This window comes from Variovorax sp. Root411 (genome assembly GCF_001425205.1).
Classification (GTDB): Bacteria; Pseudomonadota; Gammaproteobacteria; order Burkholderiales; family Burkholderiaceae_C; genus Variovorax.
Window position 1 is genome coordinate 775353 of the sequence record NZ_LMDW01000016.1, and the last position, 18896, is coordinate 794248.

The window sequence follows — 18896 nt, forward strand, 5'->3', positions numbered from 1 at the left end:
TCAGAGCCACCCGGTCGAAGTGAGGCCAGGCAGGTTGATGGCCAGGAATTGCGTGAACATCCAGAACACCGGGGCGGAGATCAGCGCGCCGGTGACGAAATCGATGAGCCAGGTGCGCGGCGAGTTGACGCCGCCCTGCCCGCTCGCGCGGCGCAGGCCCTGCACCGCGAGCAGGTAGCACAGCGTGCAGCTCAGGATGAAGCCAAGCGTGGTGATGAGCGCTGCGTTGAGCAGCAGCCCCGCCGACACCCAGATGAAGCCGGGCCAGTAGGCATGCTCGGCGCCCGTTGGCGCATCGAGCTCGCGGAAGCCGCCGGTGCGCGCCTCCCACAGGATCCAGGCGCCGCACAGCACCAGCACCACGGACACCAGCCAGGGCAGGAAGTTGGGGCCGACGCCGCCGTAGCCGGCTTCGGAAGAAATGCCGATGGCGCCGAAGGCCAGCGCGAGGCCGGTCAGCAGCACGCCGGCGCCGACCAGGGTTTGCGGCCATGTGGCCGTGGGTTGCGGCGGGGCCGAGGAGTCTGGAGTTGTCATTTTTTGCTCCCGCAGTCGGGGGAAAGAGAGCCCCTTCGGGGAACACCGAGGAACCGGCTTTGCCGGGCCTCAGGTGTTGCCCCCGGCAGGGGGTTGGCGAAGCGACACGAAGTGCGCGCAGCCTGGGGGCGAGCCCGATTCAGACCATGCCGGACTTGGTCATGATGGCGCGCAGGCTCGCAAAATCGTCATCGACGAACTTGGCGAAGGCTTCGCCCGACAGCACGGCGGACGTCCAGTCGTTCTTCTTGAGCGACTCGGCCCACGACGGGCTCTTCATCGCGGCCAGCACCATGTCGGTCAGCGCCTTGCGCTGCTCGGCCGAGATGCCGGGTGCGCCGTACACGCCGCGCCAGTTGCCGATCTCCACGTCGATGCCCTGTTCCTTGAGCGTGGGCACGTTGATGCCCGGCAGGCGCTGCGCGGAGGTGACGGCAATGGCCTTCATCTTGCCGGCGGCGATGTACTCGGCGAACTCGCTGTAGCCGCTGCCGCCGACGGTGACGTTGCCGCCCAGGATGGCGGCGGTGGCTTCACCGCCTCCACGGAAGGCGACGTAGTTGATCTTGGACGGATCGGCGCCCACCTTCTGCGCGATCATGGCCGCGGCGATGTGCTCGGTGGAGCCACGCGAGCCGCCGCCCCACTTGACGCTGCCCGGGTCCTTCTTGAGCTGGTCGACCACGTCCTTCATGCTCTTGAGCGGCGAGTTGGCCGGCAGCACGAACACGTTGTATTCGGTGGTCAGGCGGGCGATGGGCGTGGCCTGCGACAGATTGACCGGCGGCTTGCCGGTGATGATGCCGCCCAGCATGACCGAGCCCATGACCATCAGCGCGTTGGCATCGCCCTTGGAGCCGTTCACGAACTGGGCCAGGCCGAGCGCGCCGGCGGCGCCGCCCTTGTTGTCGTAGGTGACGGTGTCGGCCACCTTGGCATCGCTCAGCGCCTTGCCAAGTGCGCGACCGGTGGTGTCCCATCCTCCGCCCGGGTTGGCGGGGATCATCATCTTGACGTTGGCGGCCGCCAGGGCCGACAGTGGCAGGGCCCCGGTGGCGGCCAGTGCGGCCAATGACTTCAGAAAGGTGTCGCGACGCATTGCGTGTCTCCTGGAAATGGAAGGAACTTGAAAGGTAACTGACTTGGAGCTGAGCGCTATCATGCGCCGCCCCGCTGTCAGTTGGCTGTCCGCCAGACTGGGGAAAACACCAAAGTGCCCACCCCTGCCGCCACCGTATGAAGCTGCTGCTGGTCGAAGACGATCCCTCGATGCAAATCACCCTGCAGCGCACCCTCGGGCGCCGCCGGATCGACGTGCGCGTCTGCGGCGACGGCGCCGAAGCCGTTGCCCAGTGGCGCGCCATCGAGCCCGACGTGGTCGCCCTCGACCTGAGCCTGCCCAACCTCGACGGCCTGCAGGTGCTGGCGCAGGCCCGCGCCGAAGGCTTGCGCACGCCGGTGCTGCTGCTGACCGCGCGCGGCACGGTCGGCGACCGCATCGTCGGCCTCAACGCCGGCGCCGACGACTACCTGCCCAAGCCCTTCGACCTCGACGAGCTGGAAGCCCGCATCCGCGCGCTGCGCCGGCGCAGCCACGGCGTCGCGGGGCAGGACGCCGGGCTCAACCCGCAGGAGATCGGCGGGCTGCGCTTCGAGCCCGACAACGGCGCCATCTACAACCGAGCCGAACTGCTCGAACTCACGCCGCGCGAGCTGGCGCTGCTGAAGGCGCTGATGATGAAGCCCGGCCACGCCGTCACCAAGGAGCGCCTGTTCGAGCTGGTGTTTCCGGGTGAGGCCGACGTGCAGTACGAAGCCATCGAGGTGGTTGTTTACCGCCTGCGCAAGAAGCTCGTGGGCACCGGCGCCGTGCTGATGACCATGCGCGGCCTGGGCTACCTGCTGCGCCCGGAAACATGATCCGCGTTTCCTCGCTTCGCGCGCGGCTGCTGCTCGGCATCCTCGCGCCGATTGCCGTGTTCATCGTGATCAACAGCGTGAGCCTGTACCGCCAGAGCCTCGCGGCCGCCACCACCGCCTACGACCGCACATTGCTCGCGTCGGCCAAGACCATCGGCGAACAGCTCGACGTGGAGGGCTACGACGACATGGCGCGGCTGCGGGCCATCGTGCCCTACTCCGCACTGGAGGCCTTCGAGGCCGACAACCGCAGCCGGCTGTTCTACCGGGTCTCGGCACTCGACGGCGAGATGATCTCGGGCTTTGCCGAGCTGCCCTTCTGGCGCGGCCGCATTCCGGACCGCGGCGCGTATGCGGCGCTGGTCGACTTCTACGACGACCGGTTCCGCAACCAGCCGGTGCGCGTCGCGGTGCTGCTGCAGCCGGTGGCGAGCGCGAACGGCCGCGGCATGGCCGTGGTGCAGGTGGCCGAGACGCTGGAGCTGCGCGAAACGCTGGTGCGCAAGCTGCTGCTCGACATGCTGTGGCGCCAGCTGCTGTTGATGGGCGTGATCGCGCTGGTCACCGTGTTCGTGGTGCAGCGCGCCACGCGGCCGGTGCGCGAACTGGGAGAGGCCCTCGAGAAGCGGCCGGCCGACGACCTCTCGCCCATCGACGCACCCGATGCGCCGCGCGAACTGCGCCCGCTGATCGACGCCACCACGCAGGTGATGGGCCGGCTGCAGCGGCTGCTCGACCACCAGAAGCGCTTTGTGCGCGACAGCGCCCACCAGCTGCGCACACCGCTGGCCGTGCTGAAGGCCCAGGTGCAGTCGGCGCGGCGCGGCGACGTCGCTCCCGAGCAGGCGTTCGGCGAGATCAGCCACACGGTGGAGCGCGCGACCACGCTGGCCAACCAGATGCTGTCGCTCGCCAAGGTGGAGCAGTTGCGCCAGCAGCCGGAGTCGGTGACGCTCGACCTCGCCGAGGTGGCGCGGCAGATCGCGCTCGACCTGTCGCCGCTGGTGGCCGACAAGGCGCTCGATTTCGAACTCGCCACCGGCGAGCCGGTGCCGGTGCGCGCCCATCACTGGATGCTGCAGGAGCTCACGCGCAACCTGCTGCACAACGCGATCAAGCAGAGCCCCACGGGGGCTACGCTTTCGGTCGCGGTGCGCGCCGAGGGCGAGGACGCGGTGCTCACCGTGCGCGACTGCGGCCCCGGCATCTCGCCCGAGCTGCGGCAGCGCCTGTTCGCGCCCTTCTCCGCCGGCAGCGCGTCGAGCGGCTCGGGGCTGGGGCTGGCGATCTGCCGCGAGATCGTGCTGGCGCTCGGCGGGCGCATCAGCCTCGACAACCGCAGCGCGCCGGATGCGCAGGGCGGGGCCGAACAGGTGATCGGGCTGGACGCGGTCGTGCATCTGCCGCTGTCGGGGCACAATTCCTGATACCCACTCATCGACATCCATGGACCGTCTGCGCATCGACAAATGGCTCTGGGCCGCTCGCTTCTTCAAGACGCGCTCGCTGGCCGCGGAGGAAATCGGAAAGAACCGCGTGCAGGTGAACGGCGACGTCGCCAAGGCCTCGCGCGAGGTCAAGCCCGGCGACACCGTGGCCATGCGCATGGGCCCGCTGACGCGGACCGTGACGGTGCGCGGCCTCAGCGGCCAGCGCGGGCCGGCGCCGGTGGCACAGCAGCTCTACGAGGAGACAGCCGAAAGCCTCGCGGCGCAGGCCGCCTTCCGGGAGCAGCGCCGCGCGGGCACCGAGCCGGCCCTGGCCATCGAACAGGGCCGCCCCACCAAGCGCGACCGGCGCGAGCTCGACGGCGCGCGCCAGCATGCCGACTGGGACAACCGCTGGAGCGCCTCCCTGCCCCCCGAAGACGACGAGCGCTGATCGATCGGGTACGCTGTCGGCTCTCTTTCTTCACGGAGTCCCGCTTCATGGCCAGCTTCAAGAAATACCGCGTCGGCGGCAAGTTCAGGCTCTCGCACGTCGACCCCGACGACACGCCGTTCTGCCACGGCGACGAGGCCTTGCAGCGCGCCGAAGTCGATGCGCTGGCCGTCGAGCTCGACGAGTTGCAGGACGTGCTGCACGCCGAGGGGCGGCGCAAGCTGCTGCTGGTGCTGCAGGGCATGGACACCAGCGGCAAGGACGGCACCGTGCGCTGGGTGTTCTCGCGCACCTCGCCGCTGGGTGTGCGCGTGACGGCGTTCAAGGCGCCGAACGACGAAGAACGCGCACACGACTACCTCTGGCGCTGCCATGCCGCCGTGCCGCGCACCGGCGAGATCATGGTGTGGAACCGCAGCCACTACGAAGACGTGCTGGTGCCCGTGGTCGAGGGCTGGATCGAAAAGGCCGAGGCGAAGCGCCGCTACGCGCAAATCAACGACTTCGAGCGGCTGCTCACCGAAACCGGCACGGTGGTCGTCAAGTGCATGCTGCACATCGACAAGGACGAGCAGCGGGAGCGCCTGCAGGCCCGCATCGATACGCCCGGCAAGCAATGGAAGTTCAGCATGGACGACCTCGGGGTGCGCACCAAGTGGAGCGCCTACCAGCAGGCCTACGAGACCGCGTTGGGCGCCACATCGACCGATCACGCGCCTTGGTACGTGGTGCCGGCCAACAGCAAGCGGCATCGCAACGTGATGATCGCGCAGCTGCTGGTGAAGACGATGCGGCAGATGAAGCTCAAGCCGCCGCCGCCCGACCCGGCGCTCAAGGGAATGATCGTCAAGTGAGCTTGCCGGGCCCGCGCGGGGCCGCCGAAGCTCAGGAGCGGCGGGTTGGCGCCTGCGCCAGCACGCGGCACTGGCCGAACTCGCAGCGCACGGCCCAGGTTCCGCCGTTGTCGCAGGGCACGTTGTAGGCCTCGTAGCCGGGGCCCTTGGCCGTGAGTTCGGCGCGCGGCTGCAGGTTGCAGCGGCCAGCCTTGGCGAGCGTCTCGACGTTGTAGGTGTCGATCCCGGTGCGGCGGGGCTTCGCAATAACGCCCGGGGTGAAGGTGTTGCCGTAGAACGATTCGCGCACGTTGGGGTCGAGGTTGCGATAGCCGCGCTTGGCCATGCAATGCACGATGGCGATCTGCTGGTGCTCGGCGATCAGTTCCGCGTCGGGGCGGCCGTTCCAGTCGATGACGGCGGCGGTGATGCCGGTGTAGGAGGCGGCGGCGACGATGCCCTGTCCGTACACCGTGATCAGCCCGACGCCCAGCGCACCCCACATGGCGTCGCCGGTTTCGCTGCGGGCCGTGATGCGGTTCGATGCCGCGCGGCATGCCGCCACGTCGTTGTCGTAGCGCGCCTTGTCCACGCCCTCCATGGCGACCATGGGCACATAGGAAGTGCCTGTGCCCGTTCCGGGTTCGGTGGGTGTCGGCGGTGCGCTGGCGCACCCGGCCAGGCCCACGGCGGCGAACACAATGCTCAGCAGCAGCTTCATGCAATCCCTCGTCTTCTTCGCGATAGTTGCGGGGATTTAACCATACATATAGTTACTCCTGAATCACCTTGTCGTGAATGCACGACGGCGCACGTCTAGAAGTTGGATTACAAAATGAGAAAATAGGTTACATCTCGTTCGCGTCGGTTCTGAACGCTGCCCATCCGAACTTCCCTTGACCTACCGTACCGCGCCCTTCTTCGCCAACGTGGTGCTCGTCGTTTCGATGGCATTGCTGGGCGTCATCGGTGCCTTGCTGGTCGGAACGGTCGGCTCGCAGCAGTCCGATGCGCTGTTGCACCTCACGCGGGCCGACTGGCAGGTCGACGATGCGCCTGGCTTCAGCAATCCAGCGCCTATACAGAGCAGCAGCGCCCTTCCGAACACCTGGAAGCAGGTCGAACTGCCCCTCGCCCTTCCCATCGCGCTGCTGCGACAGGCAGAGGCCACTTCCACAAGGACGACGCGCACGACCTGGATCAGGCTGTCCGTGCGCGGCCTGCCGCCCAACCCCGGGCCGCTTGCGCTGTATGGCATCCGGATCAAGACCGACGGCACCATCGCGGTCTACGCCGATGGCCATCTGGTCCACCGTGCGCAGGAGTCGGGTCCGCTATGGAACAGCACCCGCACTCCGCTGTGGGTCCAGCTGGACGACGGCGCCGGCAGCAAGCCGCCCAGCGAGATCCTCCTGCGCCTGGAGCACACCCGGGGCGCGCAGGTGGCGCTGTCCTCGCTGTGGATCGGCCCCATCAACGCGCTGAGAGGCCGCTACGGCATGCGCCAGTGGCTGCAGCAGGAACTGCCGGCGCTGCTCAGTGCGGCCTTCATGGCCGTGGGTGTGTTCGCCCTGTTCGTGTGGTTCAGGCGTCGCGACGAAACGGGCTACCTGCTGTTCTTCAATCTCGCGGCCACCTCCTTCATGCGAGGGCTGCATTTCTACGTGAGCCTGCCGATCGCGAACGACTGGTTCGCATGGCTGACCGTCAACTCGCTTTTCTGGCTGGTGATGGTGGTGCACTTCTTCCTGCGCCAACTGCACGGTCGGCAGCTCGAAGGGTTGACCTATGGCGTGGTCGTGGCAACCACCGCCATCGGCATCGTCACGATGCCCGGCCTGTCCATCGTGCAGAACACTCCCCGGGTGACGCCGCTGATCTACGCGGCCGCGGCACTGCTGGGCGCGGTGGTCTGCCTGGTGGGCGGCATCAGTGCATGGCGCCGCTCCAACGAAGGTCGGCTGGTGGCGGTCGGGATCGGCATCTGCGTGCTGCTGGGCCTTATCGACTGGCTGCTGCAGAACAACTTCATCAGCCCAGAAGGCTGGTACATGGGGGCGTACACCAACGCCGTCACCTTCAGCGTCTTCGGCGTGCTGATGTACCGCCGCTACATGCATGCCATCGGTGAGGTCGAGCAGCTCAACGCGAGCCTTGCGCAGCGCCTGCAGAAGCGCGAGACCGAACTCGAGCTGAGCCACCAGCGGCTGCGCGAGGTCGAGCGCCTGCAGACCATCAGCGACGAGCGCCAACGCCTGATGCAGGACATGCACGACGGGCTCGGTTCTTCGCTGATCAGCGCCATCCGCTCGGTCGAGAGCGGCGGCATGAGCGATGACAAGGTCTCGCAGATCCTCAAGAGCTGCCTGGACGACCTGAGGCTCGCGCTCGACTCCCTGGAGCCGGTCGAAGCCGACCTGCTGCTGCTGCTGGCCACGCTGCGCTACCGGCTGGAGCCGCGGCTCGAAGGCACCGGTGTTTCGCTGCGATGGGAAGTGCAGGAGTTGCCGGCCCTGGGCTGGCTCGATCCCTCGAGCGCGCTGCACATCCTGCGCATCGTGCAGGAGAGCATCGCGAACATCCTGCGGCACACGCGCGCCACGGAGATACGCGTTGGCACCTCGCTGGAAGGCGCGGGTGTGCAGGTGACGATCGAGGACAACGGCCAGGGCTTCGACGTCCAGAAGGTGATGGGCAATCCGTCTGGACGGGGCCTGCAGAACCAGCGGCGGCGGGCGCAGGCGATCAAGGCTGTGGTCCGTTGGGAATCGAAGCCGACGGGAACGCGGTTCGTGCTGTGGCTGCCGCTGCAGCGGGAGACCCGGGCGGCATGAGATCGCCCGGCCGTCCGCGCATCACGGTTACCTTCGCTTCGGCTTCGACGGAACCGCGCGCCGCAGGCACTCGATCAGCTGCTCGGTGCTGGGCGTGCGCCGCTTGCCCCGCATGGTGATCAGCCCGACCGGCGGCAGATCGATCGGCACCTTCAATGGCAGCACCTTCAGCGCGCCCTGCTGCTCGAAATACCAGGCCACCGAGTGGGCCATGAAGGCCGCCGCGTCGCGCTGCTGCAGGAAGCACATCTGCGCGAGGAACGAGGCCGACTCGACGATGTCCACCGGCGGCTGCACGCCGTCGCGAAAGAACATCTGGTCGAGCTTGACGCGCAGCGATGCCCAGGGCGGCGGCATCACGCAAGGCACCCTGGCGAGATCGGTCCAGGCCGGGCGGCGCTTCTCGAGCAGCGGGTGGCCAGGGCGCACCACGACCGTCATGGGCTCTTCGTAGAGTGCCTCGGTCTCGAGGTCCGGCGCGGCATAGCCCGGTTCGAGACGGCCGACGAAAAGATCGAGCTCGCCGAGGCGCAGCTTGGGCAGCAGGCGCGTGAGGTCGCCCTCTTCCACCAGCACCGTGGTGTGCGGCGAGCGCGCCTTCAGCATCTCGACCGCGCGCGCCACCAGGACCGGCATGGCCACCACCATCGCGCCGACGCTGGTGCGCCCGGCGGCGCCGCTCGCGACGGCCGCGATCTCGTCGCGTGTGCGGTCGTAGTCGGCCAGCACCGAGCGCGCAAAGCGGACCACGCTGTCGCCATAAGGAGTGGGCTCGGTGCCACGCGTGGAACGCTCGAACAGCGCGAGCCCGAACATGCGTTCGATTTCCACCAGCGACTTGGACACCGCCGGCTGCGTCACCGACAGGAATTCAGCGGCGCGGCCCAGGTGCCTGAACTGATCGAGGGCCACCAGCATCTGCAGGTGCCGCAGCTTGAGGTTGGAACGCAGGACGCGGTCGATCTGGCTCATGGGGCTTGGAGGGACGCTTTTTTCTTCATAACCTCTGGGCCATGAAGCGAGTCCGCTATTTCATTGGATTGCAATGATTGTCTCCGGAACAATCCAACTCGCTGACCGAACAACTATTCTTCCGGAGACAACGATGAAGATCCCCCACAGCGTGGCACGGCGCCAGTTCGTGTTGGGCGGCCTCGGCGCCGCAGCCCTTGGCACCGCACCGGCGCGCGTGCTGGCCGCCGAATATCCCGAACGCCCCATCACCTTCATCTGCCCGTGGCCGGCCGGCGGCACGGCGGACCGCTCGATGCGCATCATCTGCCAGGTTGCCGCGCGCGAGCTCGGCCAGCCGATCGCGCTGGAGAACCGCGCGGGCGCCTCGGGAATGATCGGCACCAAGGCGCTGGCATCGGCGCGGCCCGACGGCTACACCATCGGGCAGATTCCGATCTCGGTGACGCGCTTCTCGCAGATCGGGACCGTGCAGCTGGATCCGCTCACCGACCTGACCTATCTCGCGCGCACCTCGGGACAGACCTTCGGCATCGCCGTGCCGGCACGCTCGCCGTTCAAGTCGCTGCGCGACGTGGTGGCGCAGGCCAAGGCGCGCCCCGGCGCCATCAGCTATGCGCACGCCGGCATCGGCGGCGCGACGCACGTGGGCATGGAGCAGTTCGCGCAAGCGGCCGGCGTGAAGTTCAACGCCATCGCCTACAAGGGCGGCTCGGCCGCGCTGCAGGACGTTCTGGGCGAACAGGTCGACATGCTGGCCGACAGCAGCTCGTGGGCACCGCACGTGGAAAGCGGCAAGCTGCGCCTGCTCGCCACCTGGGGCGAGGCGCGCACGCCGCGCTTCAAGGACACGCCGACGCTCAAGGAACTCGGCTATGACGTGGTGGTCGAGGCCCCCAACGGCATCGGCGCACCCAAGGGCCTGCCGTCCGCGGTCGAGAAGCGGCTGCGCGACGCCTTCCGCGTCGCCGTGCAGAGCGAAGAATTCCGCAAAGTGGCCGAGAGCATCGATGCGCCGGTCATGTACCAGGACGGCCCCGACTACCGCAACTACGTACAGTCGGTGTACCGACAGGAGACCGACCTGATCCGCAAACTCAACCTCAAGGAACTGATGGAAAAGGGCTGACGCCCCCTCGTCCGCCGGCATCCGAATCCAGCCTGAATCCTCCCCACGCCATCCCATGAACGACAGCCCCCTGCTTCGCCTGCATCCGAACGACAACGTGCTGGTCGCCAAGACCGCCATTGCCCTGGGCGAGGCGATTGCCGAGTTCGGCGTGCGCGCACGGGCGCAGATCCCGGCGGGCCACAAGATCGCCGCGCGCGCCATCCCGGCCGGCGAGCAAGTGAAGAAGTACGACACGGTAATCGGCGTGGCCTCGCGCGACCTGCAGGCGGGCGACTACGTGCACAGCCACAACCTCACGCTGGTCGACAGCTACCGCGACCCGGCCTTCTGCCAAGACGTGCGCCCGGTGGATTTCGTGCCCGAGGCCGAGCGCGCCACCTTCATGGGCTTCGTGCGGCCCGACGGTCAGGTGGGCACGCGCAATTTCATCGGCATCCTGTCGTCGGTCAATTGCTCCGCCACGGTGATCAAGCGGATCGCCGCGCATTTCACGCCCGAGCGCATGGCGGCATTTCCGAACGTCGATGGTGTGGCCGCCTTCGCCCAGACCAGTGGCTGCGGCATGTCGTCGCCGAGCGAGCATTTCGACCTGCTGCGCCGCACGCTGGCGGGTTATGCGCGCCATCCCAACCTGGCCGGCGTGCTGATCGTGGGCCTGGGCTGCGAACGCAACCAGGTCGACGCGCTGGTCGACTCGCAAGGGCTCGAGCAAGGCCGGCTGATGCGCACGCTGGTCATGCAGGAAGTGGGAGGCACGCGCCAGACCATCGAGGCCGGCATCCGAGCGATCGAGGAGATGCTGCCCGAGGCCAATGCCGCGCAGCGCTCGCGGGTCGGCGCTCACCACCTGAAGATCGGCCTGGAGTGCGGCGGCTCCGACGGCTTCTCGGGCATCACGGCGAATCCTGCGCTGGGCGCGGCGATGGACGTGCTGGTGCGCCACGGCGGCACCGCCATCCTCTCGGAGACGCCCGAGATCCATGGCGTGGAGTTCATGCTCACGCGGCGTGCCGCCACCCCCGAGGTCGGACAGAAGCTGCTCGACCGGCTCGCCTGGTGGGAGCGCTACACGGCCGGTCAGAACGCGCAATTCAACGGGGTGGTGGGCCATGGCAACCAGGCCGGTGGCCTGGCCAACATCTTCGAAAAATCACTGGGCTCGGCCATGAAGGGCGGCACCACGCCGTTGCGCGCGGTGTACGAATACGCCGAGCCGATCACCGAGCCCGGCTTCGTCTTCATGGACTCGCCGGGCTACGACCCGGTGGCAGCCACCGGCCAGATCGCCAGTGGCGCGCAGCTGATCTGCTTCACCACCGGGCGCGGCTCGATGTTCGGCAGCAAGCCCGCGCCGACGATCAAGCTCGCGAGCAACACGCCGATGTTCCGCCGCCTCGAAGAAGACATGGACATCAATTGCGGCGTGGTGATCGACGGCGAACTCTCCGTGCCCGAACTGGGCCAGCAGATCTTCGAGCAGATCCTGCGCCACGCTTCCGGCGATCCGACCAAGAGCGAGACGCTGGGCCTCGGCGACCACGAGTTCGTGCCCTGGCATCTCGGCATCGTGAGCTGATTCCTTTTCTCGGCACCGACACTTTTTCTTTCTTCGACAAGCCACCATGCCCGCTCACAACCCCTTCAAGGCGGCACTGGCCGCGCACCGGCCCCAGGTCGGCCTCTGGCTCTCGATGGCCGACGCGTACATGGCCGAGGTCAGCGCGACCACCGGCTTCGACTGGCTGCTGATCGACGGGGAGCACGCCCCCAACGACCTGCGCTCCACCCTGGCCGCATTGCAGGCCGTAGCGCCGCATCCGGCCCAGCCCGTGGTGCGTGCGGTGAATGGCGAGACGGCACTGATCAAGCAGCTGCTCGACATCGGCGCCAGGAACCTGCTGGTGCCGATGGTCGACACGGCCGACCAGGCGCGCGCGCTGGTGTCGGCCACCCGCTATCCGCCGCGAGGCATCCGCGGGGTGGGCAGCGCTGTCGGGCGTGCATCGCAGTGGAGCGCGCGCACGGACTACCTCGACGCGGCCGACGACGAGGTCTGCCTGCTGGTGCAGGCCGAGACTGTGCAGGCGCTCGGCAACCTCGCGCAGATCTGCGCAGTCGATGGTGTGCACGGCGTCTTCATCGGCCCGGCCGACCTCGCCGCCTCGATGGGCCACCGCGGAAAACCCGGCCATCCCGAAGTGCAAGCGGCGATCGAGAGCGCGATGCGGACCATCGTGGCCTCCGGCAAGGCCGCGGGCACGCTGACCTCGGACCCGAAGCTCGCGCGGCGCTACCTTGAACTGGGCTGCACCTTCGTCGCGGTCGGTGTCGACGTGCTGCTGTACGCAAGCGCCGCGCGCAAGCTGGCCGCCGATTTTCTCGGCGCGCCTGCCGTTGCTGGCGCTGCCGTCGCGCCCGAGTCGCGCGGAGCCTACTGAGCCACGACGCAGCGCCTCGGGCGGCTGCCGCTCGGCATCCTGGCGATTGGTCGCGGTAGCGCCGCCCGCAGCCTCCTCGATCAGCGCGGCGCCTTCGTCGCGAGCGCTCCCAGCGTGCGCAGGCCCTTCTCGATGCGCGCATCCCAGCCGTAGCCGCCACTCAGGCGCATACAGTGGGCATAGCGCCCGCTCGCCGAGAACACCACGCCGGGCGCGAAGCACACGCCCTTCTTCAGCGCCTGGGCGAACAGCGCACGCGTGTCGAGCGCTTTGGGCAGTTCGACCCACAGCACGAAATTGCCCGCTGGCCGAGTGATCCTGGTCCCCGGCGGAAAGGCCTGCTCGATCACGCGCGACATGCGCTCCAGCGTGTCGGCGAACTCGCGCCGCAAGCGGCGCAGGTGGCGGTCGTAGTCGCCGTTCGAGAGAAAGTCCGCAAGCGCAGCCTGCGTCAGCACCGGCGTGGCCAGGGTCGATGCGAACTTGCTCTCGAGCACGCGCGCCATGTGGCGGCCCGGCACGATCCAGCCGATCCGGTAGCCCGGCGCCAGGGTCTTCGAGAACGAACCGCAGTAGATGGTGTTGTCGTGGCGGTCCAGCGCGCTGAAAGGAATCGGGCGCTCCTCGCCGAAATGGATGTCGCCGTAGACGTCGTCCTCGATCAGCGGCACGCGGTGCTTCGCGAGCAGGCGCAACACCTCGCGGCGATTCTCGATCGGCATCGTGAACCCCAGCGGATTCTGGAAGCTCGAGGCCAGCACGCAGGCGCCCACCTGGCCCGCGGCGAGCACGTCGCGCAGCGAATCGATCACCACGCCGGTGCTGGCGTCGGTAGGCAGCTCCACCACCTGGAGGCCGCGCATGCGCAGCACCTGCAGCAGGCCGAAGTAAGTCGGCGATTCGATCGCGACCGCATCGCCAGGCTCGGTGACGGCGTCGAGCGCAAGCGCCAGCGCTTCGGTGCAGCCGCAGGTGACGGCGATGGCGTCGGGCGACAACGCCTGTCCGAAGCGCATGGCACGGCGCGCAATTTCCATGCGCAGCGGCAGTTCGCCACGCGGCGGCGAATAGGTGTTGAGCTGCGCGCCCTTCACGCGCGCGGTGCGCGCGAGGATGCGGTCGAGCTTGGAGGAGGCAAGGATTCGCGCGCTCGGAATGGCGCAGCCCAGCGGCACGTAAGCCTCGTTCGATGCGTTCTCGAGCAGTTGCAGCATGAGGTTCGACACCGCCACCTTGGTTGGGCGCAGCGGCGGCCGCGTGGGCGCCGGCAGCGGAAGCGCCGCCGGTGCCCTGGCCACGTAGTAGCCCGACTGCGGCCGCACCTCGAGCACGCCGCGGTCTTCGAGCAGCCGGTAGGCCTGCACCGCGGTGCTCAGGCTCGTGCGGTGCTGCGCGCTGATCTCGCGCAGCGATGGCGCGCGGCTACCGGCGGGCAGCGTGCCGCTCCCGATGAGGCCGGCGATGAAATCGGCGAGCTCTTCGTAGCGGAAGCGCGTGGCGGGCTGCAGATCGGCATCGCCGGCGGGATGGGTTTCGAGCGTCATGGCATTAACTGTGCTGGTTGCAATTTTCGAAAACTGTGGCTGTTATCTTGAACCGTGAGCTTGCACCATCGACGGCAGCCACACAAGACGAGTACGAGAAACCATGGATCGATTTCCGAACGACGACATCATCTCGCTGGTCTCGAGCGCGCCGCGCCACGACCTGGCCGAGAGCGTGGGACCGAACCTCTGGCTCGGCGAACTGCTCGGCTCGAACCTGGCGGAGATCGGCGCGCTTCAGTTGGGCTACGGCACCGCTGCAGGTAGTGCGGCGCTGCGCGCGCAGATCGCCGCCCGCCACGGCGTGGACGCCGACGATGTGGTCGTCACCGTCGGCGGGATGCATGCGCTGTTTCTCCTTGCCTTCACGCTCTGCGGACCAGGCGACGAAGCGGTGATCGCCGAACCGGCCTTTCCGCTCGCGCGCAATACGCTCGGTGCGGTCGGCGCGACCGTGCGCTCGCTACCGCTGAACTTCGACGCTGGCTACCGGCTCGACCCCGAGGCGCTGCGCGCACTGCTGTCGCCGAAGACCCGCATCGTGAGCCTCGCTTCGCCGCAGAACCCCTCGGGTGTCGCCATCCCGGCGTCGACGCTGCGCGAAGTGGCCGAACTGATTCGCACGCATGCGCCCGGCGCCTGGCTGATCGTCGACGAGACCTATCGCGAGGCGGCCTATGGCGACGATTCGACCTTGCCAAGCGCCAGTGCGTTGGGGCCGCGGATTGTCACGGTGGCGTCGCTCTCCAAATGCCATGGCGCCGCGGGGCTGCGCATCGGCTGGGCGATCGTGCGCGACGCGGCGCTGCGGCAATCGCTGGTCACGGCAAAGTTCAACACCGTGATCTCGTGCTCGCCACTGGACGAGGCACTGGCGGTCACGGTTCTGAAGCAAGGGGAGCACATCGTCGGCGCGCGGCGGCGGCATCTCGCACACAACCTGGCAACGCTCCAAGCCTGGGTCGGCCGCCACGCCGCGCGAATCGAATGGATGCGTCCGGACGCCGGCGCGCTGTGCTGCGTGCGGCTGAAGCCGCAGGTGTATGACGATGCGGCGCTGCAGCGCCTTCAGGCGGCATTGCACGAACGTGGTGTTCGGCTGGCGCCGGGCCCCTGGTTCGGCGACGAGCCTCACGTGTTCCGCCTCGGCTTCGGCCTGGCGACCAACGCCGAGCTCGCCGCCGCGCTGGACTGCGTGGGCCAGGCGCTGGAGTGGGCCGCAGTCTGAGGTCTTGCGCGGCACAGGCAGGAGAGGCACCGCATGCGTGATCGCCCTGCGCACCTGACTTTCGAACCCGCGCCAACCATCTACTGATTGGTAGAAACAATGATGCAGAAAATAAAAAAGCGCCCCCGAAAGGGCGCTTTTTCATTGGCATCTTGGCGGAACCGGAGGGATTCGAACCCTCGATGAGGCTCTACACCCCATACTCCCTTAGCAGGGGAGCACCTTCGGCCACTCGGTCACAGTTCCTGAAAGAAGCCGAGATTATGCCATTTTTAAGCGCTCGGTTGATCCAGATCGAAGGCTTTATGCAGTGCGCGCACTGCCAATTCCATATATTTTTCGTCGATCACGACCGAAGTCTTGATTTCGCTGGTCGAGATCATCTGGATGTTGATGCCCTCCTCGCTCAGCACCCGGAACATCTTGCTCGCCACGCCCACGTGGCTGCGCATGCCGATGCCCACGATGCTGACCTTGCAGATCTTGGTGTCGCCGACGATCTCGGTCGCGCCCAGCGAAGGCATGACCTTCGACTGCAGCAGGTCGACCGTCTTCGCGTATTCGTTGCGATGCACGGTGAAGCTGAAGTCGGTCTTGCCGTCCTTGCTGAGGTTCTGGATGATCACATCGACTTCGATGTTGGCGTCTGCCACGGCACCGAGGATGTGGTACGCGATGCCGGGCTTGTCGGGCACGCCGAGCACCGAGATCTTGGCTTCGTCGCGGTTGAATGCGATGCCGGATACGACGGCTTGTTCCATGTTTTCGTCTTCCTCGAAAGTGATCAGCGTGCCGGACTTGGCCTCTTCATTGATGTCGATGTCCCACGGCGTGAAGCTCGAAAGCACGCGCAGCGGCACCTTGTACTTGCCGGCGAATTCCACCGAGCGAATCTGCAGCACCTTGGAGCCCAGGCTCGCCATCTCGAGCATCTCTTCGAAGCTCACGGTCGTCAGGCGGCGCGCATCGGGCTCGACGCGCGGGTCGGTCGTGTAGACACCGTCGACGTCGGTATAGATCAGGCATTCGTGCGCCTTCATGGCCGCGGCAATGGCCACGGCCGAGGTGTCGCTGCCGCCACGGCCCAGCGTGGTGATGTTGCCGTCGTCGTCCACGCCCTGGAAGCCGGTGATGACCACCACCTTGCCGGCGTTCAGGTCGGCCATGACGCGCTCGTCGTCGATGCTCTCGATGCGGGCCTTGGTGTACGAGTTGTCGGTGCGCACCGAAACCTGCCAGCCCGCATAGCTCACGGACTCGACGCCCTCGGCCTGCAGCGCGATGGCCAGCAGCGCCGACGAGGCCTGCTCGCCGGTCGAGGCCAGCATGTCGAGCTCGCGGCTATGGGCCACGCCCGGTTTGCTGGGCGCCAGTTCCTTGGCCAGGCCGAGCAGGCGGTTGGTCTCGCCGCTCATGGCACTCGGAACCACGATCATCTGGTGGCCTGCGCGCGACCATTTGGCGACGCGCTTGGCGACATTCTTGATGCGCTCGGTCGAGCCCATCGACGTACCGCCGTATTTGTGAACGATCAATGCCATGGGTGAAATCAGAGAAAGGGAAAGGGCCGCTGGAGGGCGGCGCCCTGCAAGCTGTCAGAGCAAAGTCTTCGGCGAGGGCGGAATATTGTACCAATGCAGGAAATCGCCCTGCCGCTCGACGAAACCGGCGGCCACCTTGAGGTGGATGCGGTGGCCGCGCGTGGCGCAGGCGCGGATCTGGTCGAGCAGCTGGTCGAGCTGCGCGGCGCTGGGCGCGCAGCCGTGCGACTGCATCAGCCAGTGGCGCAGCACGTTGGCCTGGCGGGCGCGCGACAGCGTCTGAAGTGTCGCAATGCGCGGCGGGCTGCCCACGGTTTCCAGGTCTTGCGCCGCCAGTTCGCCGAGCAGCTGCTGCGCCTGCGCGGCATGGCCGGCGCTGCGCGCGAACGTGGCGCGGAACTGCGGAAAGGCCTGCTCCAGCGCCGGCATCAGCACGGAGCGGATCCGGTTGCGGGTGTAGCGTGCGTCGCCGTTGGTCGGGTCTTCGATCCACGGCAGGCCGCGGCCCGCCAGCCATTCGCGGATGTCGGCGCCGGCAACGGCAAGCAGCGGCCGATGGATGTCGAGCCCGTTGCGTCGCGCCTGCGCTGGCATGGCAGCGAGCCCCGGGAGCCCCGCGCCGCGCGACAACGCCAGCAATAGGGTTTCGATCTGATCGTCGGCGTGATGCCCCAGCGCCACGCATTTGACAGCCACCCTCGCCCCGTCCGCGCGTGCCATCTCGGCGAATGCCGCGTATCGGGCGCGGCGGGCGGCGTCTTCCGGACTGTCGCCGGGCGCATGCCGCGCATCGACGCGATGAACGACCAGCGGCACGCCAAGGCGTTCGCACACCGCGCGGCAATGCCGCTCGAAATCATCGGCCGCGGCTTGCAGCCCGTGATGCACATGAAAGGCGACCACCTGCCCCGGCCAGCGCGATGCGCAGGCGGCCAGCAAGGCGGTTGAATCCGCGCCGCCGCTGAACCCCACCGCCAGCGGCCAATGCGCCGGCTCGAACGCGGCCATGGCGCGTTCGAAAGCGGAGTTCATGGCAGCGCCCGCGCGTTATCTGACGCTGTCGGCCTTGGTGTCGTTGAAGCGGCCGTAGCTCTGCAGACGCTCGTAGCGGCGATCCAGCAGTTCCTTGGTCTTCAGGTCACTGACCTGGCGGAACGCATCGTTGAGCGCGCGCTTCAGGAAGGCCGCCATCTGCCGATGGTCGCGATGCGCGCCGCCGACGGGCTCGTTCACGATCTTGTCGACCAGGCCCAGCGCCTTGAGGCGGTGCGCGGTGATGCCCAGCGCATCGGCCGCTTCCTGCGCCTTGTCACTGGTCTTCCACAGGATGGAAGCGCAGCCTTCGGGGCTGATCACCGAATAGATCGAATACTGCAGCATCACCAACTGGTCGCCGACCGAGATGGCCAGCGCGCCGCCGGAGCCACCTTCGCCGATGATGGTGACGATGATCGGCACTTCGAGCTGCGCCATCTCGAAGATGTTGCGGCCGATGGCTTCCGACTGGCCGCGTTCCTCGGCGTCGATGCCGGGGTACGCGCCGGGCGTGTCCACGAAGGTGAACACCGGCAGCTTGAACTTCTCGGCCATCTTCATCAGGCGCAAGGCCTTGCGGTAGCCCTCGGGCTTGCTCATGCCGAAGTTGCGCGCGGTGCGCTCCTTCGTGTCGCGGCCCTTCTGGTGGCCGAGCACCATGCAAGGCACGCCGTTGAAGCGCGCAAGGCCGCCCACGATCGACAGGTCATCGGAGAAGTGCCGGTCGCCGTGCAGTTCGACGAAGTCGGTGAAGATCTCGTTGACGTAGTCGAGCGTGTACGGGCGCTCCGGATGCCGGGCGATCTTGGTGATCTGCCAGGGCGTCAGGTCGCTGTAGATGTCCTTGGTTAGCTGCTGGCTTTTCTTGCCGAGCTGATCGATTTCTTCAGAGATGTCGACCGCGGATTCGGTCTGCACATAGCGCAATTCTTCGATCTTGGTTTCGAGTTCAGCAATGGGCTGCTCGAAGTCGAGGAAGGTTCGTTTCGCCAACGTCTTCT

General features: G+C 67.4%; 17 protein-coding genes and 1 tRNA gene. 9 read left to right on the top strand and 9 right to left on the bottom strand.

Annotated features, from left to right (window positions below):
* Complete coding sequence (locus tag ASC92_RS20235; RefSeq protein ID WP_056519002.1) at window positions 1–537, bottom strand: tripartite tricarboxylate transporter TctB family protein; 537 nt, start codon at window positions 535–537, stop codon at window positions 1–3.
* A gap of 139 nt (window positions 538–676) precedes the next feature.
* Window positions 677–1636: a tripartite tricarboxylate transporter substrate binding protein gene (locus tag ASC92_RS20240; protein ID WP_056519004.1), complete on the bottom strand. Its 960-nt coding sequence runs from the start codon at window positions 1634–1636 to the stop codon at window positions 677–679.
* 137 nt (window positions 1637–1773) lie between these two features.
* Here ASC92_RS20240 and ASC92_RS20245 point away from each other — a divergent pair, with 137 nt between their 5' ends.
* From ASC92_RS20245 to ASC92_RS20260, 4 genes are read left to right on the top strand one after another with little or no spacing between them, the layout of a single operon-like run.
* On the top strand, window positions 1774–2457 hold the full coding sequence (locus ASC92_RS20245; RefSeq protein WP_007836848.1) for a response regulator transcription factor: 684 nt from the start codon (window positions 1774–1776) through the stop codon (window positions 2455–2457).
* The gene (locus tag ASC92_RS20250; protein WP_056519006.1) at window positions 2454–3884 is read left to right on the top strand and encodes a sensor histidine kinase; all 1431 of its coding nucleotides are present in this window, start codon (window positions 2454–2456) and stop codon (window positions 3882–3884) included. The genes ASC92_RS20245 and ASC92_RS20250 overlap by 4 nt, the downstream gene beginning before the upstream one ends.
* 19 nt (window positions 3885–3903) lie before the next feature.
* Window positions 3904–4338 (top strand): RNA-binding S4 domain-containing protein, encoded by a 435-nt coding sequence (locus ASC92_RS20255; protein WP_056519007.1) that lies wholly within the window; start codon window positions 3904–3906, stop codon window positions 4336–4338.
* Between the two features lie 47 nt (window positions 4339–4385).
* Window positions 4386–5192: a PPK2 family polyphosphate kinase gene (locus ASC92_RS20260; RefSeq protein ID WP_056519009.1), complete on the top strand. Its 807-nt coding sequence runs from the start codon at window positions 4386–4388 to the stop codon at window positions 5190–5192.
* 31 nt (window positions 5193–5223) lie between these two features.
* On the opposite strand, the gene ASC92_RS20265 is transcribed toward ASC92_RS20260, so the two are convergent.
* Window positions 5224–5892: a hypothetical protein gene (locus ASC92_RS20265; protein ID WP_056519011.1), complete on the bottom strand. Its 669-nt coding sequence runs from the start codon at window positions 5890–5892 to the stop codon at window positions 5224–5226.
* Between the two features lie 226 nt (window positions 5893–6118).
* On the opposite strand from ASC92_RS20265, the gene ASC92_RS20270 reads away from it, so the two are divergent.
* Window positions 6119–8005, top strand: a complete 1887-nt coding sequence (locus tag ASC92_RS20270) for a sensor histidine kinase (RefSeq protein ID WP_056519168.1) — start codon at window positions 6119–6121, stop codon at window positions 8003–8005.
* A 27-nt stretch (window positions 8006–8032) separates the two neighbouring features.
* Here ASC92_RS20270 and ASC92_RS20275 read toward each other — a convergent pair whose 3' ends face one another.
* A complete protein-coding gene (locus ASC92_RS20275; RefSeq protein WP_056519014.1) occupies window positions 8033–8977 on the bottom strand; it encodes a LysR substrate-binding domain-containing protein in 945 nt (314 codons plus the stop codon).
* Between the two features lie 133 nt (window positions 8978–9110).
* Between ASC92_RS20275 and ASC92_RS20280 the strand changes: the two genes are divergently transcribed.
* From ASC92_RS20280 to hpaI, 3 genes are read left to right on the top strand one after another with little or no spacing between them, the layout of a single operon-like run.
* Window positions 9111–10106, top strand: coding sequence for a tripartite tricarboxylate transporter substrate binding protein (locus ASC92_RS20280; RefSeq protein WP_056519016.1), 996 nt, complete (start codon window positions 9111–9113; stop codon window positions 10104–10106).
* A 55-nt stretch (window positions 10107–10161) separates the two neighbouring features.
* On the top strand, window positions 10162–11685 hold the full coding sequence (locus ASC92_RS20285; RefSeq protein WP_056519018.1) for a UxaA family hydrolase: 1524 nt from the start codon (window positions 10162–10164) through the stop codon (window positions 11683–11685).
* A gap of 46 nt (window positions 11686–11731) precedes the next feature.
* Window positions 11732–12547, top strand: a complete 816-nt coding sequence (gene hpaI, locus ASC92_RS20290; RefSeq protein WP_056519020.1) for a 4-hydroxy-2-oxoheptanedioate aldolase — start codon at window positions 11732–11734, stop codon at window positions 12545–12547.
* Between the two features lie 80 nt (window positions 12548–12627).
* Here the strand turns inward: hpaI and ASC92_RS20295 are convergent, their stop codons facing one another.
* The gene (locus ASC92_RS20295) at window positions 12628–14091 is read right to left on the bottom strand and encodes a PLP-dependent aminotransferase family protein (protein ID WP_056519022.1); all 1464 of its coding nucleotides are present in this window, start codon (window positions 14089–14091) and stop codon (window positions 12628–12630) included.
* Window positions 14092–14194: 103 nt separating this feature from the next.
* Between ASC92_RS20295 and ASC92_RS20300 the strand changes: the two genes are divergently transcribed.
* Window positions 14195–15319, top strand: a complete 1125-nt coding sequence (locus tag ASC92_RS20300; protein ID WP_056519023.1) for a pyridoxal phosphate-dependent aminotransferase — start codon at window positions 14195–14197, stop codon at window positions 15317–15319.
* A gap of 153 nt (window positions 15320–15472) precedes the next feature.
* On the opposite strand, the gene ASC92_RS20305 is transcribed toward ASC92_RS20300, so the two are convergent.
* The 4 genes from ASC92_RS20305 to ASC92_RS20320 form a co-directional block, all read right to left on the bottom strand.
* Window positions 15473–15565: transfer RNA gene (locus ASC92_RS20305), tRNA-Ser, on the bottom strand.
* 26 nt (window positions 15566–15591) lie between these two features.
* On the bottom strand, window positions 15592–16860 hold the full coding sequence (locus ASC92_RS20310; protein ID WP_056519024.1) for an aspartate kinase: 1269 nt from the start codon (window positions 16858–16860) through the stop codon (window positions 15592–15594).
* 54 nt (window positions 16861–16914) lie between these two features.
* Window positions 16915–17892, bottom strand: coding sequence for a tRNA lysidine(34) synthetase TilS (gene tilS / locus ASC92_RS20315; RefSeq protein WP_056519026.1), 978 nt, complete (start codon window positions 17890–17892; stop codon window positions 16915–16917).
* Window positions 17893–17907: 15 nt separating this feature from the next.
* Window positions 17908–18888, bottom strand: coding sequence for an acetyl-CoA carboxylase carboxyltransferase subunit alpha (locus ASC92_RS20320; RefSeq protein ID WP_007836892.1), 981 nt, complete (start codon window positions 18886–18888; stop codon window positions 17908–17910).
* Window positions 18889–18896: the final 8 nt, after the last annotated feature.

Excerpts from the sequence above, each read along its gene's own strand:
- ASC92_RS20300 (WP_056519023.1), top strand. The coding sequence starts at position 14,195 with ATGGATCGATTTCCGAACGACGACATCATCTCGCTGGTCTCGAGCGCG.
- ASC92_RS20240 (WP_056519004.1), bottom strand. The coding sequence starts at position 1,636 with ATGCGTCGCGACACCTTTCTGAAGTCATTGGCCGCACTGGCCGCCACC.
- ASC92_RS20250 (WP_056519006.1), top strand. The coding sequence starts at position 2,454 with ATGATCCGCGTTTCCTCGCTTCGCGCGCGGCTGCTGCTCGGCATCCTC.
- ASC92_RS20280 (WP_056519016.1), top strand. The coding sequence starts at position 9,111 with ATGAAGATCCCCCACAGCGTGGCACGGCGCCAGTTCGTGTTGGGCGGC.
- ASC92_RS20295 (WP_056519022.1), bottom strand. The coding sequence starts at position 14,091 with ATGACGCTCGAAACCCATCCCGCCGGCGATGCCGATCTGCAGCCCGCC.
- hpaI (WP_056519020.1), top strand. The coding sequence starts at position 11,732 with ATGCCCGCTCACAACCCCTTCAAGGCGGCACTGGCCGCGCACCGGCCC.
- ASC92_RS20260 (WP_056519009.1), top strand. The coding sequence starts at position 4,386 with ATGGCCAGCTTCAAGAAATACCGCGTCGGCGGCAAGTTCAGGCTCTCG.
- ASC92_RS20285 (WP_056519018.1), top strand. The coding sequence starts at position 10,162 with ATGAACGACAGCCCCCTGCTTCGCCTGCATCCGAACGACAACGTGCTG.
- ASC92_RS20310 (WP_056519024.1), bottom strand. The coding sequence starts at position 16,860 with ATGGCATTGATCGTTCACAAATACGGCGGTACGTCGATGGGCTCGACC.
- ASC92_RS20265 (WP_056519011.1), bottom strand. The coding sequence starts at position 5,892 with ATGAAGCTGCTGCTGAGCATTGTGTTCGCCGCCGTGGGCCTGGCCGGG.
- ASC92_RS20270 (WP_056519168.1), top strand. The coding sequence starts at position 6,119 with ATGGCATTGCTGGGCGTCATCGGTGCCTTGCTGGTCGGAACGGTCGGC.
- ASC92_RS20235 (WP_056519002.1), bottom strand. The coding sequence starts at position 537 with ATGACAACTCCAGACTCCTCGGCCCCGCCGCAACCCACGGCCACATGG.
- tilS (WP_056519026.1), bottom strand. The coding sequence starts at position 17,892 with ATGAACTCCGCTTTCGAACGCGCCATGGCCGCGTTCGAGCCGGCGCAT.
- ASC92_RS20275 (WP_056519014.1), bottom strand. The coding sequence starts at position 8,977 with ATGAGCCAGATCGACCGCGTCCTGCGTTCCAACCTCAAGCTGCGGCAC.
- ASC92_RS20245 (WP_007836848.1), top strand. The coding sequence starts at position 1,774 with ATGAAGCTGCTGCTGGTCGAAGACGATCCCTCGATGCAAATCACCCTG.
- ASC92_RS20255 (WP_056519007.1), top strand. The coding sequence starts at position 3,904 with ATGGACCGTCTGCGCATCGACAAATGGCTCTGGGCCGCTCGCTTCTTC.